General features: G+C 73.0%; 11 protein-coding genes and 2 pseudogenes. 7 read left to right on the plus strand and 6 right to left on the minus strand.

The features are described from left to right. Together AC2CHE_RS20675 and AC2CHE_RS20680 are read left to right on the plus strand one after the other, a co-directional pair. A pseudogene (locus AC2CHE_RS20675) lies at positions 1 to 272 on the plus strand (nitrate- and nitrite sensing domain-containing protein); the annotation flags it as partial. Beyond that, positions 269 to 691 carry a roadblock/LC7 domain-containing protein gene (locus AC2CHE_RS20680; protein WP_093408063.1) on the plus strand — a complete coding sequence of 141 codons (423 nt, stop codon included), beginning with the start codon at positions 269 to 271 and terminating at the stop codon, positions 689 to 691. The pseudogene AC2CHE_RS20675 and the gene AC2CHE_RS20680, both read left to right, overlap by 4 nt. A 30-nt stretch (positions 692 to 721) precedes the next feature. Here AC2CHE_RS20680 and AC2CHE_RS20685 read toward each other — a convergent pair whose 3' ends face one another. Together AC2CHE_RS20685 and AC2CHE_RS20690 are read right to left on the minus strand one after the other, a co-directional pair. Further along, positions 722 to 1,957 (minus strand): MFS transporter, encoded by a 1,236-nt coding sequence (locus AC2CHE_RS20685; protein ID WP_484506533.1) that lies wholly within the window; start codon positions 1,955 to 1,957, stop codon positions 722 to 724. Between the two features lie 155 nt (positions 1,958 to 2,112). Continuing rightward, positions 2,113 to 3,606: a GH1 family beta-glucosidase gene (locus AC2CHE_RS20690; protein WP_484506534.1), complete on the minus strand. Its 1,494-nt coding sequence runs from the start codon at positions 3,604 to 3,606 to the stop codon at positions 2,113 to 2,115. Positions 3,607 to 4,574: 968 nt separating this feature from the next. On the opposite strand from AC2CHE_RS20690, the gene AC2CHE_RS20695 reads away from it, so the two are divergent. Continuing rightward, the gene (locus AC2CHE_RS20695) at positions 4,575 to 7,475 is read left to right on the plus strand and encodes a glycoside hydrolase family 48 protein (RefSeq protein WP_484506535.1); all 2,901 of its coding nucleotides are present in this window, start codon (positions 4,575 to 4,577) and stop codon (positions 7,473 to 7,475) included. Positions 7,476 to 7,753: 278 nt separating this feature from the next. On the opposite strand, the gene AC2CHE_RS20700 is transcribed toward AC2CHE_RS20695, so the two are convergent. Further along, the gene (locus AC2CHE_RS20700; protein WP_484506536.1) at positions 7,754 to 8,479 is read right to left on the minus strand and encodes a DUF3159 domain-containing protein; all 726 of its coding nucleotides are present in this window, start codon (positions 8,477 to 8,479) and stop codon (positions 7,754 to 7,756) included. Positions 8,480 to 8,564: 85 nt separating this feature from the next. Between AC2CHE_RS20700 and AC2CHE_RS20705 the strand changes: the two genes are divergently transcribed. Beyond that, positions 8,565 to 9,452, plus strand: coding sequence for a phosphatase PAP2 family protein (locus AC2CHE_RS20705; RefSeq protein WP_484506537.1), 888 nt, complete (start codon positions 8,565 to 8,567; stop codon positions 9,450 to 9,452). Positions 9,453 to 9,456: 4 nt separating this feature from the next. After that, positions 9,457 to 10,149 (plus strand): maleylpyruvate isomerase N-terminal domain-containing protein, encoded by a 693-nt coding sequence (locus tag AC2CHE_RS20710; protein ID WP_484506538.1) that lies wholly within the window; start codon positions 9,457 to 9,459, stop codon positions 10,147 to 10,149. A 37-nt stretch (positions 10,150 to 10,186) separates the two neighbouring features. Here the strand turns inward: AC2CHE_RS20710 and AC2CHE_RS20715 are convergent. After that, positions 10,187 to 10,318 (minus strand): annotated as a pseudogene (locus AC2CHE_RS20715) (DUF1028 domain-containing protein); the annotation flags it as partial. A 96-nt stretch (positions 10,319 to 10,414) separates the two neighbouring features. On the opposite strand from AC2CHE_RS20715, the gene AC2CHE_RS20720 reads away from it, so the two are divergent. Further along, positions 10,415 to 11,395: an LLM class F420-dependent oxidoreductase gene (locus AC2CHE_RS20720; RefSeq protein WP_484506553.1), complete on the plus strand. Its 981-nt coding sequence runs from the start codon at positions 10,415 to 10,417 to the stop codon at positions 11,393 to 11,395. Next, positions 11,392 to 12,189, plus strand: a complete 798-nt coding sequence (locus AC2CHE_RS20725) for an SDR family oxidoreductase (protein ID WP_484506539.1) — start codon at positions 11,392 to 11,394, stop codon at positions 12,187 to 12,189. Before AC2CHE_RS20720 ends, AC2CHE_RS20725 begins: the two co-directional genes overlap by 4 nt. Before the next feature lie 126 nt (positions 12,190 to 12,315). On the opposite strand, the gene AC2CHE_RS20730 is transcribed toward AC2CHE_RS20725, so the two are convergent. Both AC2CHE_RS20730 and AC2CHE_RS20735 read right to left on the minus strand, forming a co-directional pair. Beyond that, on the minus strand, positions 12,316 to 14,643 hold the full coding sequence (locus AC2CHE_RS20730) for a transglutaminase TgpA family protein (protein WP_484506540.1): 2,328 nt from the start codon (positions 14,641 to 14,643) through the stop codon (positions 12,316 to 12,318). Beyond that, positions 14,619 to 15,830 (minus strand): DUF58 domain-containing protein, encoded by a 1,212-nt coding sequence (locus AC2CHE_RS20735; protein ID WP_484506541.1) that lies wholly within the window; start codon positions 15,828 to 15,830, stop codon positions 14,619 to 14,621. Before AC2CHE_RS20735 ends, AC2CHE_RS20730 begins: the two co-directional genes overlap by 25 nt. Positions 15,831 to 15,836 lie beyond the last annotated feature (6 nt).

The following is a 15,836-nucleotide window of genomic DNA, read 5'->3' on the forward strand; positions in this document are numbered from 1 at the left end:
GGGCCGGCGCGCCGGCCCCGCCGGCCGTGCCGGTGACCGCCGGGACGAACGAACGGGGCCTGCCGATGCGGGTGCCGATGGCGCAACTCAGTGCGGTGACCCAGCCGGCCCGTCCAGAGCAGCAGTCGGCCGCCCGCAACGATCCGGACCCGGAAGCCGTCGGCGGGATGTTGTCCAGGTTGTACAGCGGCGTACGGCGGGCAGAGGCTGAGGAGACCACCGAGATACCCGTGCCACCGCTCGGGGCGTGGAGCGAAGGAGGACGGAAGTGACGACGTTGTCGCAGGAGGCTCGCGACCTGAGCTGGCTGGTCAGCGCGTTCGCGGAGCGGGTGCCCGGGGTGGCGCACGCGGTGGTGGTCTCCTCCGACGGGCTGCTGGTCGCGATATCCGACCACCTGCCACGGGACCACGCCGACAAGCTCGCCGCGGTGACCTCGGGACTGATGAGCATCACCGCCGGTGCCGCTCAGATGTTCGACGGGGACGTGGTCAAGCAGACCGTGGTGGAGATGGGCCGGGGCTACTTCCTGGTGATGCAGGTACGCGACGGCTCGATCCTGGCCACCCTGGCGGCGGCCGACGCCGACATCGGCGTGGTGGGCTACGAGATGGCCCGGCTGGCCAAGCAGGCCGGGGAGATGCTGACCCCGGCCCTGCGCGCCGAGCTTCAGCAGGCGCTGCCCCGCTGATCCGGCGGGACGGCGGGCGGCCGGCTGACGCTATCGGAGGCCGGGCGCGGCGCCGGGGGTGGTGGGTCGGGAGGCGACCCACCAGGCGACGGTGGCGGCCACCGCGACGACGCCACTGAACAGGAACGGCGCCTCGATGCCGGCTCGGGCGGCCAGGGCACCGCCGGCCAGCGCACCCAGCGCGGTGCAGCTGTAGGTGACCACGCGGGAGGCGGCGATGACCCGACCGAGCAGCCCGCCCGGCACCAGCCGTTGGCGTACCGACAGCGCGGCGACGTTGAGCACCGCGAAGGCGGCGCTGGTGGTGACCACCACGACCACCGCGACGGCGCGGTGCCCGACGACGGCCAGCAGGACCGGCACGCCGGCGGTGACGGCCATGGACCAGGTCAACACGGACCGGTGCTGGAAGCGGGCGACGAGACGGTCGGCGGCGAACGAGCCGATCAGGCCACCGGCGGCGCCGGTGGCCAGCAGCAGACCGAAGCCGAACGCGCCGAGGCCGAGGGCGTCGCGGGCGTAGAGCACGAAGATCGCGAACCAGGCGGTGTCCGCGGCGGCCACGGCGGCGGTGACGAGCACCAGGGTGCGCAGCATCGGCTGGCGGACGAGCCAGCGCAGACCGGCCAGGGCGCCGTCGCCGTCGGTGCTCGGCGGGGCGTCGCCTGCGGCTGGGGTCGCCCGGTGCGCCAGGGTCAGCGGCAGCGAGAGCACGAGCATCACCGCCAGGGCCAGGGTTGCCCCGTTGACGGCGAACGGGATGGCGGCACCCAGCACGAACAGCAGGGCGCCCACCGGAGGACCGACGAACTCGTTGCCGACGATCTCCCCGGCGACCAGCCGCCCGTTGGCCTTCTCCAGCTGCGCGTCGGGGACGAGCCTGGGTACGGCGGTCTGGGCGGCGGTGTCCCGGATGGTCTCGCCGACGCCGAGCAGGAACGCGGCGGCGACGACGAGCGAGATGGTGGCCCAGCCCAGGGCGACCGTGGTGGCCAGCGCGGCCAGCACCACGACGCGGCCGGTGTCGGCGGCGGCGAGCAGCGTGCGGGTGGCTCGGCGGTCGGCGAGGGCCCCGGCGAGCATCCCGGAGACGAGCCACGGCAGGAACTGCGCGGCGGCAACCGCACCGACGGCCAGCGGGTCGTCGGTGAGTGCGGCGGCCAGCAGCGGGAAGGCGGCCACCCGGATGCCGTCGCCGAGATTGGCCAGCGCGGCGGCGCTCCAGAAGGTCCAGAACGGCCGGCCCAGACGGTTGTGCTCAGGCATGTCGGGATCGTACGTGCCGCGGGGGGGGGGGGGGGGGGGGGGGGGGGCGGGGCGCCGGCGGCGACCAGGTGGCAATTGTTTTTTTTTAAGTTTTTTGGTTTTTGGTGGGGGGGGGGGGGGCGGGGCGGGGGGCGCCCCCCCGCCGCGCTGACGTGTCAGACCGCGTTGTCCGCGATGACCTGGCGGTACCAGTGGGCGCTGCGCTTGAACACCCGACGCTGGGTGGGGTAGTCGACGTAGATCAACCCCCAGCGCTGCTCGTAGCCCTCGGCCCACTCGAAGTTGTCGAGCAGGGACCAGACGTGGAAGCTCTCCAGTGGCACGCCCTCGGCGATGGCCCGGTGGGCGGCGGTCAGGTGGTCGCGGAGGAACGTGACCCGACCGTCGTCCTCGACGGTGCCGTCGGCGCTGAGTTCGTCGGGGGTGGGCAGGCCGTTCTCGGTGACGGTGAGGGGGATCGGCCCGTAGTCGCGGGTGACCCGGGTCAGGACGTCGTACATCCCGTCGGGGTAGATCTGCTGCCACTCCGCCTCGGAGGTGGGCCAGCGGCGTGCCGTGTCGCCGGACGCGGTGACGTAGATCGGGGTGTAGTACTGCACCGCGAGCAGGTCGATCGGGGTGGAGATGATCTCCAGGTCGCCGTCGCGGATGCCGCGGACCATCCGGCTGTCGGGGCCGAGGTCGGCCAGCACGTCGGCGGGGTAGCTGCCGGTCAGCGCGGAGTCGAGGTAAAGGCGGTTCTCGTAACCGTCGTAGAGGCGGGCGGCCTCCGCGGCGGCGGACGAGTCGTCGGCGGGATAGCAGGGGTGCAGGTTGAGGGCGGGTCCGATGCGGCTCTTGCCGCCGGTGGCGCGTAGGGCGCGGACGGCGAGGCCGTGGGCGAGCTGGAGGTGGTGTGCGACCAGGTACGCCGCGCCGGTGTCCTGCCGGCCAGGTGCGTGGTGGCCGGACAGGTAGCCGTTCTGCACCACCGTCTTCGGTTCGTTGATGGTCAACCAGACCGGTACCCGGTCGCCGAGGGCGTCGAAGACGATGGCGGCGTAGTCGGCGAAGCGTTTTGCGACGTCGCGGTTCTCCCAGCCGCCGGTGTCCTGCAGGCTCTGCGGCAGGTCCCAGTGGAACAGCGTGGCCATCGGGGCGATCCCGCGGTCGTGCAGACCGTCGACGAGGCGACGGTAGAAGTCGAGGCCGCGTTGGTTGGCGGCGCCGGTTCCGTCGGGCTGGATGCGCGGCCAGGAGATGGAGAACCGGTAGCTGCGCAGCCCCAGGTCGCGCATCAGATCGAGGTCTTCGGCATAGCGGTGGTAGTGGTCGGCGGCCACGTCGCCGGTGTCGCCGTTGCGGGTGCGTCCCGGTGCGCGGCTGAACGTGTCCCAGATCGATTCGCCGCGGCCGTCCTCCTTGGCGGCGCCCTCGATCTGGTACGCGGAGGTCGCGGCACCCCAACCGAAGTCGGGCGGGAAGGAACGCCGGGTGGCCGGGGAGGACGCGGTGGCCGTGTCGTCGGCCGGGTCGCCGGGCTGGCAGCCGGCGAGGCCGGTGGCGGTGGTGGCTGCGACGGTGGCGCCGAGCACGGCGCTGACCGGGGTGGCGGCGGTGGCCGAGTGCGCCGCGCGGCGCAGCAGGTGCCGCCTGGTGAGTATCGACATGGGTTCTCCTCGTGGATGGGGACGACCGCCTGAGCCCGGGAGCGCTCCCAACAAAGGGTAGAGGGTAGGCGGTCCCCGCCGGGTCGAGTCGTCACGAGGGGTGGGGCGGACGGCCTCGGTGGCGGGATGACGTGGGGTGGGGGAGGGCGCTGTGCCGGTCGGGCGGTTGGTGCGAGCGGGACCGGGTGCGCCGAGTACCGCGGGCGGACCGGTGGTGCGCGCCCGGGCGGTCGGCGGGGCGTCGCGGATGGCGGTCGGCGGGCGGGTCGACTGCCGTGCGGGGCGCGCGGGTTCTGCGCGTCTGACCCGTCGGCCTCTTTTCCCATCGTGAACGGGGGTTTAGTGTGGGGACGGGGGAGGGCAACCCCCGTCCCCACCGTGTTGCGGTACACGCACGTTCGGATTGGCGTTCCAGTTGTGCGTGTCGCGCGGGAGCCGGGCCACGCGAGTGGCTGAGGATCCACCTCCCTCCACTGTGGTGGGGTGACGGCTGACGGCGGTGTCCGGGCTGGCCCGCCGTCGGCCTGCGGTCTCTTCCCCGGGGCCGTGGGCACGACCCCGAGCGATATTCCGGGTGGAACTCTGTCGATGGAAGCGCTCCCATCGACGTTGTTGCGACTGTAACGCCCGTCACGGCTTTGTGAAAGCCCCAAAACGAGATCGAAACAACTCAGTGTTTCCGGAAGTTCCCTTGCTGGCATTGGGAGCGCTTCCATGGCAGACTGTCGATCGACCGCGCGGAGCCAAGGTACGCGTGAGCGTGGGTCGCCGAGGGCTTCCGGCTCGTCCGGTACGGCGTCCTGCCAGCAGCGGGAGTAGTTGCCGTCTCGCACGGCGCCCCGCCGCGCCGGCCCCACCAGGGTCGCAGCGACCACCATCCCATGACACCTCGGCGGACCTGTCCTTCCCGAGGCGTCACCGCCGGGGGCGCCACCGCCACCGGCCCGGTCCGAGGAGACACCGCGCAGATGAGAAACCTGGCTAAACGTCGGCGCCTGGCGTGGCTCGCCGCCGCGGCGCTGGCGATCGGTGGGGCGACCGTCCCCGCCGCCGCCGCACAGGCCGCACCGGCCTGCGACGTGGTCTATACGACAAATGACTGGAGCAACGGCTTCACCGCCAACGTCACCATCAAGAACACCGGTGACGCGATCAACGGATGGACCCTGAAGTTCGCCTTCCCCGGCGACCAGCGGGTCAACCAGGGCTGGTCGGCCCGGTGGAGCCAGAGCGGCAACGAGGTCACCGCCGTCAACGAGTCCTGGAACGGCAACATCCCGGCCGGCGGCAGCACCAGCATCGGCTTCAACGGCTCCCACTCCGGCACCAACGGGAAGCCGACCTCGTTCTCGGTCAACGGGGTCACCTGCGGTGGCACGGCGCAGCAGCCCCCGACGGTCAGCCTGTCGGTGCCCGCCGGCCCGTTCACGGCCCCGGCCAACGTGCCGCTGACCGCCACCGCCAGCGACCCGGACGGCACCATCGCCCGGGTCGAGTTCTACCGCAACGGGCTGCTGGTCAACACCGACACCAGCGCGCCGTACGCGTACACCCTGGAGAGCCTGCCCGCCGGTGACTACACGGTGCAGGCCCGGGCGTACGACAACAGCGGTCTGTCCGCGATCGCCGAGCGGTCGTTCACCGTCGCCGGCTCCACCTCGCCGGCCCTGGTCGCCACGCCGACCGCGGTGACCGTCCCCGAGGGCGGCAGCTCGACGTTCAGCCTCAAGCTGAACCGGGCGCCCACCGCGAACGTCGCGGTGAGCCTGGCGCGCACCGGCGACACGGACGTCACCGTCACGCCGACCTCGGCGACGCTGACCACGTCGAACTGGAACACCGGCGTCGACGTGACCGTCCGGGCCGCGGAGGACGAAGACACCGTCGGCGGCACCGCCACGGTCACCGCCTCGGCCACCGGCCACACGCCGGCGACCGTCACGGTCACCGAGATCGACAACGACGTGCCCGGCGGCGACGGCGAGTACGTGCAGCGCTTCCTCACCCAGTACAACAAGATCAAGAACTCGGGCTACTTCAGCCCGGAGGGCGTGCCGTACCACTCCATCGAGACGCTCATCGTCGAGGCGCCGGACCACGGCCACGAGACCACCTCCGAGGCGTTCAGCTTCTGGCTGTGGCTGGAGGCCTACTACGGTCGGGTGACCCAGAACTGGGCGCCGTTCAACAGCGCCTGGACGGTGATGGAGAAGTACATCATCCCGTCCGACGCCGACCAGCCGACCGCCGGCTCCGCCGGTGACGCCACCTACGCCGCCGAGCACGACCTGCCCAGCGAGTACCCGTCGCAGCTGGACTCGAACGTGCCGGTCGGCCAGGACCCGCTGCGCGCGGAACTGCGGTCGACCTACAACACCGGCTCCATCTACGGCATGCACTGGCTGCTGGACGTCGACAACGTCTACGGCTACGGCCACTGCGGCGACGGCACCACCCGCCCCGCCTACATCAACACCTTCCAGCGGGGCACCCAGGAGTCGGTGTGGGAGACCGTGCCGCATCCGTCCTGCGACACCTTCGCCCACGGCGGTCAGTACGGCTACCTGGACCTGTTCATCAAGGAGAGCCAGGCCCCCGCCAAGCAGTGGAAGTACACCAACGCCCCGGACGCCGACGCCCGCGCCGTGCAGGCCGCGTACTGGGCGCTGACCTGGGCCAAGGAGCAGAACAAGGAGGCCGACGTCGCGGCCACCGTGGCCAAGGCCGCCAAGATGGGTGACTACCTGCGGTACGCCCTGTTCGACAAGTACTTCAAGCGGATCGGCAACTGCGTCGGGGCCAGCGCCTGCCCGGCCGCCTCCGGCCGCGATTCCGCCCACTACCTGCTCTCCTGGTACTACGCCTGGGGTGGCGCGTACGAGACCAGCCAGAACTGGTCCTGGCGGATCGGTTCCAGCCACAGCCACTTCGGCTACCAGAACCCGTTCGCGGCCTGGGCGCTGACCAACGTCGACGAGCTCAAGCCGCGCTCGCCGACGGCGGCGGCGGACTGGACCAACAGCCTCAACCGGCAGCTGGAGCTCTACACCTGGCTCCAGTCCGCCGAGGGCGGCATCGCCGGTGGCGCGACCAACAGCTGGGGCGGGCACTACGGCCAGCCGCCGGCCGGCACGGCCACCTTCTACGGCATGTTCTACGACGAGGACCCGGTCTACAACGACCCGCCGTCGAACCAGTGGTTCGGCATGCAGGCCTGGTCGATGCAGCGCATCGCCGAGTTGTACCTGGTCAGTGGCAACGCCAAGGCGAAGGCGCTGTTGGACAAGTGGGTGCCGTGGGCGATCGAGCACACCACGCTGGGTGAGGACTGGTCCATCCCGTCGGACATGGAGTGGACCGGCCAGCCCACCAACTGGAACCCGAGCAACCCGCAGCCGAACAACAACCTGCACGTCGAGGTGACGGTCCAGGGCCAGGACGTCGGCGTCGCCGCCGCCTACGCCCGCACCCTGATCGCGTACGCGGCCAAGTCGGGCAACACCGAGGCGAAGGAAACCGCCAAGGGGCTGCTGGACGCGCTGCACTCGCACAGCGACGCCGAGGGTGTCTCGACGGTGGAGAAGCGTGGCGACTACCGGCGCTTCGACGACGTCTACGACGCCTCCACCGGGCAGGGCCTGTACATCCCGCCGGGCTGGACCGGTGAGATGCCCAACGGTGACGTCATCGCCCCGGGCAAGAGCTTCGTCGACATCCGGTCGTTCTACAAGGACGACCCGGCGTGGCCGAAGGTGCAGGCGTACCTCGATGGTGGGCCGGAGCCCGAGTTCCGTTACCACCGCTTCTGGGCCCAGGCCGACGTCGCCATGGCCTACGCCGACTACGGGAAGTTGTTCCCCAACGACTGAACGGACTCCTCCGGGTGGGTGTTGACCCACCCGGAGGCACCGGCCGAGCCTCGGGGGTAGAGGCAGGTCCGGTTGACGGCCTGACACCCACGGTCAGGCCGGGGTGGGTCGGCCCTCTGGCCGACGCAGCGGAGCGGTCGGCCCACCCCACCACCCTGAACCGCCGAGCACCGCGCGCACATAGCGAAAAAAAGTGACCGCCCTGGGATCACAACCCGGCCTGGGACGGAGTAACGTACATCACCGGAGAGGCCGCTCCCCCCGTGGCGGCCTCTCCCTTATTGTTCCAGCCCCGGAGCGGTCGACGCGCCGTCGTCGGGTGCCCTCGCGCCCGGCTCGGTCTGCGACGTCACCGGGTGCCGCAGCCCCGGATGACCGGCCGGCAGTGACCGGCGCAGCACGGCCCAACTGGCCGCCAGGACCGCCGCGACCAGCGGCCAGCTCAGTCCCACCCGGGCGACGGTCAGGGCGAGCACGTGACCGCCGAGATACAACGGCACGAACACCGCCACCCGCAGCAGGTAGCTCCCCGTCCACACCCAACTGGCCCGCCCGTACGCCCGCAGCAGCGCCGGGTCACGTCGCCAGCGTCCGCGCTGGGCCAGCGTGGCGCCGACGGCGACCCCCAGCAGCGGCCACCGGACCATGATGCTCACCGCCCAGGCCAACGCGCTGGCGGCGTTGGCCAACACCTGCACGAGGAAGAAGTCCTCGGCTCGACCGGTGCGCACCGCCACCAGCGCGGCCACGCAGACCGCCAGCAGGCCGACCAACACCGACCGGGGCCGGTCACCGCGGCGCAACCGCCAGCCGCCCACCACCGCTCCGGCGACCAGGGCCGTCACCACCCCGACCAGGACCGACCTACCGCCCACCAGCCAGCCCACCGCGAACGCGACCGGCGGCACGGTGGCGTCCACGGCGCCTCGACGCCCACCGAGCAGATCGGCCAGTGACTCGCCTCGCCCGACCGTGGTGGGGTCACGCCCCGAGGTACCGGTCACGTTCCCTCCTCTTCACCTGCGGCCAAACCTATCTCCACGCCACGGGCGGGCCACCGGCCGGACGTCGGAGGCGTGCCGCTAAGTTGTGCGGGTGCGCGTGACGCCCAGGGGTGGTACAGCGGTCTGGCTGGTCGTGCTGGCCCTCATCCAGACGGCGGCCTTCATCGCCGTCTGGAAGTTCGCCCTGCACACGGAGGCCGGTCAGTGGATCGACACGGTGGCCCTCACCGGTAACCGCATCGGCCAAGACCACATCGAGGAACCGGTCGACCAGATCCTCAACGCCATGTCCGTGGTGTCGCTGCTGGCGGTCACCGTGATGATCGGATTCATCGCGCTGATCCGCGGCCGGGTCGCCCTCGCCGTCGCGGCGACCCTGCTGATCGCGGGCGCCAACGTCGCCACCCAACTGCTCAAGTACGGACTGAGCCGCCCCGACTACGGCATCGACCTGGAACGGGTGTACGTCGGCAACAGCCTGCCCAGCGGGCACACCACGGTCGCCGGCTCGGTGGCGGTGGCCCTGGTGCTCGTGCTTCCGCCGAAGGTGCGGGCCGTCGGGGCCGTGATCGGTGCCGGCTACGCCGCGACCGCCGGAATGGCGACCCTGTCGGCGGGCTGGCACCGCCCCAGCGACGCGGTCGCCGCGTTCCTGGTGGTCGGCGTCTGGTCGGCGCTGGCCGGCCTGCTGCTGCTGATCACGCAGCGGGAACGCGCGGAGGTCGAGCCCGGTGACGCGCACCGGCTCACCGCCCTGCTGTTGGGCGTGGGCGGGTTGCTCGCGATCGCCGGTTGCGCGCTGGCCCTGTGGTGGCTGGTGGGCATGCGATCCACCCCGGCGGCGGAGCTGTCCCGCCGTCCGTTGCTCGTCGGCTACGCGGGCAGCGCCGCCGGCATCGCCGGCACCATGGCAGTGGTGATGGCGCTGGTGCTCACCGCCGTGCACCGTCTGGTTCCCCGCTACAAGGGCTGACCGGATGGGCGTCGTACGGTCGGCCTTCCGCGACGAGTGCGACCGGCTCGGCGCGGTGCTGCGTACCCTCGACCGGTCGGACCTCGACCGCCCGACCCGCTGCACCCCGTGGACGGTGGCCGACCTGCTGGCCCACGTAAGCACCGGAGCCGGTCGGCTGGCCGACATGCTGGCCGTCACGGTGCCCGGACCGGCCCAGGTCGACGCCGCCGGCTACTTCGGTGCGGCGAAGTTCGTCCCGGCGGTGGACGCCGCCCGGATCGAGTCCGCGCGTTGCGAGTCCACCCGACAACACGCCGACACCAGGTCGGAGCGGACCGGCGCGATGCTCGACGTCGACTTCGACCGGACGTGGCGGGCCACCCTCACCGCGGTCGACGCCCACCCCGCCGACCGGGTGGTACGCACCCGACACGGCGACGCGATGACGGTCACGGAGTTCCTGCGTACCCGGGTGGTGGAGGTCGGTGTGCATGGCCTCGACCTGGCCGAGGCGCTGGACCGGCCGCCGTGGCTGACCCCGGCAGCCGCCCAGGCGATCGCCGATCTGCTCACCGGCGGGCAGGCCCTGCCGGCGTACCTCGGCTGGGACCGGCTGACCCTGATCCGCAAGGCCACCGGCCGCGACCCGCGCAGCCGGGCCGAGCAGGAGGCCCTCGACGTCGCCGGTATCCGTCTGCTCACCTTCGGCGGCTGACCGACTCCCGACCGCCGGGACCCGCCGTGCATCCGCCCGCCTGGGTGGCGATCGCGCCGACCTCGGCCGTGGCGCCCGGCACCAGCGCCCCGGCGGCCAGGATACGGTTGGCCACGACGACGCCGTGCAGCCGGCCGTCGTCGGAGCGGGCCACGAGGGAGAAGGTCACGCTGGGAAGGCTGGTACCGGTCCTGCGGCCCGCCTCGACGACCTTGCCCGAAGACGGCGGGACGGGCACCATCGACCGATGACGACGCGATGGGCAATGACGGTGCCGTTGGGCGGGATTCCGCTCGTCGACCACGCCGCGGTGTACGCGGCGCTCGCCGACGCTGGCTTCACCGACGTGTGGTCCTCCGAGGTCAACGGGGCCGACGCGTTCACTCCGCTGACGTTGGCCGCCGCCTGGCAGCCCGGGCTGCGGCTGGGCACCGCGATCACCCCGGCGTTCACCCGTGGACCCGGCCTGCTGGCGATGAGCGCCGCCGCGCTCGCCGACGTCGCCCCGGGCCGGTTCGCCCTCGGCATCGGCGCGTCGTCGCCGGTGGTGGTCTCCGACTGGAACGCCGTGGAGTTCACCGAACCGTTCCGGCGCACCCGCGATGTGCTGCGATTCCTGCGCTCGGCTCTGCGCGGGGAGACCGTCGACGGCGCCTTCGACACCTTCGCCGTCCGCCGGTTCGCCCTGGAACGGCCGCCGGCGGTCCCGCCACCGCTGCTGCTGGCGGCGCTGCGTCCGGGCATGCTGCGGCTGGCCGCCGCCGAGGCCGACGGAGTGATCCTCAACTGGCTCGCCGCCACCGACGTGCCCCGGGCAGTGGCCGAGCTGGGGCAGCGGCGTCCGCAGTTCGAGGTGGTCGCCCGGATCTTCGTCTGTCCCACCGAGGACGCCCGGTACGCCCGCACCCTCGGCCGGCGCATGATCACCAGCTATCTGACCGTGCCCGCGTACGCGGAGTTCCACCGCTGGCTCGGCCGGCAGGAGACGCTTGCCGACATGTGGGCGGCGTGGGCCGCCGGCGACCGGCGAGGCGCCCTGGCCGCGATCCCGGACGAGGTGGTCGACGCGCTGATCCTGCACGGCCCGCCGGAGCAGTGCCGGGCACAGGTGAACCGGTACGTCGACGCCGGGGTGGACGTACCGGTGCTGGCCTTGCTGCCCACCCCCGAGGTCACCGGCGCCGACCCGGCGGCGTTGGCCACACTTGTCGCCCGGCTCGGGCGCGACGCGAAGGAGCCGGCGTGAACCTCACCGGGCGGGTAGCGGTGATCACCGGCGGGGCCGGGGGAATCGGTGCGGCGCTGGCCCGACGGTTCGCCGCCGAGGGTGCCGCCGCGCTGGTCCTGGCCGACCTGGACGGTGCCGCCACCGAGGCGGTCGCCGCCGGCGTGGGCCCACTGGCCCGTGGGGTCGCCGTCGACGTCACCGACGAGGAACAGGTACGCGCCCTGGTCGCCGACACCGAACGCCGCCACGGCCGGATCGACGTGTTCTGCGCCAACGCCGGGGTGAGCACCGGCGGGGGAGTGGAGGTCGACGACGCCGGCTGGGAACGGTCCTGGCGGGTCAACGTGCTCGCCCACGTGTACGCCGCCCGGGCGGTGCTGCCGGCGATGCTCGCCCGGGGCAGCGGCTACCTGCTGCACACCTGCTCGGCGGCGGGGGTGCTGACCGCCGTCGGCGATGCCGCGTACACCACCACCAAGCACGCCGCCGTGGGGTTCGCCGAGTGGCTGTCGGTGACCTACCGGGACCAGGGGATCCGGGTCAGCGCGCTGTGCCCGCAGGGAGTCGACACCCCGATGCTTGCCGCCGGGCTGGCCGCCGGACACCTCGGTGCCCGGATCATCGCGGCCTCCGGCGCGGTGCTCAGCCCGGACGAAGTGGCCGCGGCGGCGGTGGCGGGGATGGCGGAGGAACGATTCCTGATCCTGCCGCACCCGGAGGTCGCCGACTACGCCCGCCGTCGCGCCGAGGACCCGGACGGCTGGCAGTCCGGCCTCCGCAAACTCGTCCGCCGCCTGACCACCCCCACGTGATCGCCGATACCTCCGCCTCACCGCGTCGCCGATCATGCAGTTGTGGCACCCGAAAGGTTGCGGAGGGTCCTGTTTGTCACGTGCCACAACTGCATGATCGCGGTAGGAGGGTGGGCGCGGGTGGGGTTAGCGGGGCCAGCGTAGGGGACCCGGGTGCACCGACCAGAACAGGCGACGCCAGTGGGGGCGGGCGGCGCGCAGCGTCGCGCTGTAGGTGGTGGCGGCCTCAGCGGCGACCTCGGCTTGTTCGGCGGTAGCCGTGCCGGGCGCGAAGCCAACCTGGTTGATCAGCGTGGCGAGGTCATCGACGGCGAGTAGCGCCGCCGTCGACACCGGACGGTCCTCGTCGGCGGTGGAGGCGGCTTCGGCGGTGACGACGTCGCGACGAACGGCTTCGGTCAGGGTTCGTGTGGCCACGGCGGCGACCTCGGTGGCGGACAGATCCGCGGCGACCGGTTGGCCGGCCAGCCGCAGCGCGTCGGTAAGCTCCCGCCAGGCGCCGGCGATGCGGTGGCCGGGGTCGGCCCGGTGCAGGCGGGCCCGGGTCTGTGCCCGCCGCAGCCCGGCGAGGGTGACCAGCAGCGCCACGACGACGAGTAGCAGCCCACCGCCGGTGCCACCCACCAGCACCGGCGTCGGTACGCCTCCGCTGCCCGTGGGGCCACCGGGTGCGGCCTGCGCCGGTGGTGTGGCGGTCGGCTCCAGGGTGGGCTCCGGCTGTTCCGACGGTGGCGGGTCCTCCGGCTGGGGGCGGAAGTCCTCCTCCACCGGCCGGGTCTCCTCGTCCGGTCTGGGCAGCGGATCGAACGCCACCCAGCCGAGGCCGTCGAAGAGCACCTCCGGCCAGGCGTACGCGTCGGCGGCCCGCACCGGACCCGACCCGGGAGCGGCGAACCCGACCACCACCCGGGTCGGCAGCCCGGCGAGCCGACCCAGCACCGCGAACGACGCCGCGAACTGTTCGGACGTGCCGCGCTGTCCGCCGCCGTTGCGCGGCCCGAACAGAAAGAACGCCAGGTTCGGGTAGGCGTGGCCGCTCGGCGCGTCGGCGACCAGCCGGTAGTGCTCGGCCAGCCACTGCTCGATCGCCGCCGCCCGCGCGTACGGTGCGCCGTTCTCCTCGGCCAACTGGGAGGCCAGCCGCCGCAATTGCTCCGGTGCCCCGTCGGGCACGTGCAGCACCCGGGCCACCGCGTCGCCGGTCGGGGTGTTCGCGGTGGCCAGCAGGTTGTTGTCCGGGTGTTCCCGGGCCGAGGTCACCGTGTAGCGCAGCCCGGGGGTGAGACCGTCGGGACGGATCAGGGTGCCGGTGCCCGGGTCGTAGGCGACCCGGGCACCGCTGACCTCGCGTGGGGTGGGCACCGCGGGCAGCAGTCGTCCACTGAGGTCACCGACGGTGATCTCCTGTCGTACCGTTTTCACGGTGGCGTGCGGGGCCGGTTCCGGGGCGGGCAGGATCCGGCCGGCGTTGCGGTAGGTCGCGCCCACCCGCCAGGTCACCCCGTCGTAGTCGCTGAGCACGGCCAACCTGATCCGCCCCCCGGCACTGTCCGTCGTGGAACCCTCGGCCGGGTCCGTCGGGCCGGCGCCGCCGGGGCGGTCGGTCGCCACCTGGAACAGTTCCTGCTCCGGGTTCAACGCCCAACCGGAGATCCGGATCAGCGGGTTCTCGTCCAGCGTCTCTACCTGCGGCGGCTCCACATACCGCCGGGGATCCACCGGGCGGGTGTCCACCAGGGCGGCCACCGCCGGGCCGAGCAGCGCCGCCAGCGCCACCACCACCGCCGTACCGGCGGCCGAGGCCACCGCCAGCCGGACCCGTACCCCGGACCGTACCGCCGGGGCGAGCCCGTCGACCGGGTCACCCTCCGGGGGCCGGGACGGCACCGCCAGCCCGAGCGCCGCCACCACCACCAACGTCACCGTCGCACCGATCGCCGGCTCCGCATTCGGTCCGACCACGTACACCGCGCCGGCGTGCAGCAGCACCGGCGGCAGGTAGCCCAGCAGCACCCGCCCGGCCCGCAGCGCCACCTCCGCGCCGGCCAGCCCGGCCAGCCAGGCGGCGACCACCGGCAGCAGGATCGTGTCCGGCGTCGCCTCCACCGGGATCATCGCGGTCAGCAGCCGGGGGATGGCGTTACCGGCGGCATCGCCGGCCACCTCGACGAACCCGCCCGGCACCTGCGCGTCGGCGGCGGCCACCCGCAGGCAGACCGCTGTCCACCCGAGCATCGCCAGCACCGACACCGGCGCCACCAGCCAGGACGGCAGCCGCCGGGTCAGCACGCTGACCAGCACCGACCCGACGGCCGCCCCGGCCACCAGCATCGTCAGCAGCGACCCCGCGTACACCCGTCCGAGCACCGCACCGGCCAGCGTGACCAGCACGACAAGCGTCGCCGGCACGACCGCCGCCCGCAGCAGCCTCACCACCGGCGCACCCCGTCCCATTCGGCGGCGAAGGCCGCCCCGTCGGCCGCGTCGACGACGACCAGGCCCGCCGCGCCCGGCGGCGTCGGCTCCGCCGCCCCGAAGATCCCGACCACCACCGACGGGTACGCGCCGCGCAGCGCACCGAGATGCCCCAGATCCTCCGTCGCTCCCGTTCCGGTGAGGACGACAAGCGTGTCGCCGAGCCGATCGCGCCGCAGACGTGCCGCCGCGGCCTCCAGCGTCCCCTCGCCGGTGAGCGTCACCGCCGCCAACCGGTCCAACGGTCCAGTAGGACCGGTACCCGACCCGTCGCCGGCCACGACGTCACCGGACCCGCCGCCCGTACCACCGTCGCCCGATCCGGCAGTGGGGTCCTCGGCGGCCACGAACAGCAGCACCACCGGCAGATCCTCGCGGACCGCCGCGGTGACCACCGACGCCGCTGCCTCGCAGGCCGACTCGAACGACTCCGCCACCGCGCCGACCCGGTCCGGATGCGCGACGACCCGGTTGTCCAGCAGCACCACGATCCGCGGCAGGCTGGTGTCCACGTTCTCCCGTACCATCAGCTCACCCACCCGGGCGCTGGTACGCCAGTGCACCCGACGCAACTCGTCACCGACGACGTACTCCCGCAGCGAGTCGAAGGTGATCGAACCGTGCGGCACCGCGTCGACCCGCCCGTCGAGACTGCGCCCCGCGCCGGTCGGCACCGCGCGCAGCGGGTGAACGCGCGGATACACCCACACCGGCACGACATCGCCGTAGGGGCGAGCCAGCACCACCAGGCCGAGCGGGTCACGGCGGGTCACCCGCAGCGGCCCGACCGGCACCACCCCGCGCCGGCTGGTCGGCACCGGGTAGCTGACCGTGGTGTCCGCGCCGGCCCGCAACCGCAGCACCGGCACCGGCACCACCCGGTCACCGCAGCGGTCGGTGGCCAGCATGCTCGCCGCCCGCATCCGTCCCGCGTTGCGTACCGTCAACGACATCGCGGCCGGCTCGCCCCGGGCGACCCGGTCCGGGTCGGCCTGCCGGGACACCAGCAGCCGGGGCCGCCGGGCCGCGACGACCAGGGCGACCGCCAGGGCGGTGCCGGCCGCCGCGCCGAGCAGCGTCAGCTCCGGGTACCCGAACCGGAAGCCCGCCCCCAGCAGCAGCACGGCCGAGCCGAGCAGACCGATGCCCCGGGTGGTGATCCCCACGCCAGC

This window comes from Micromonospora sp. ATLC16 (assembly GCF_057196645.1).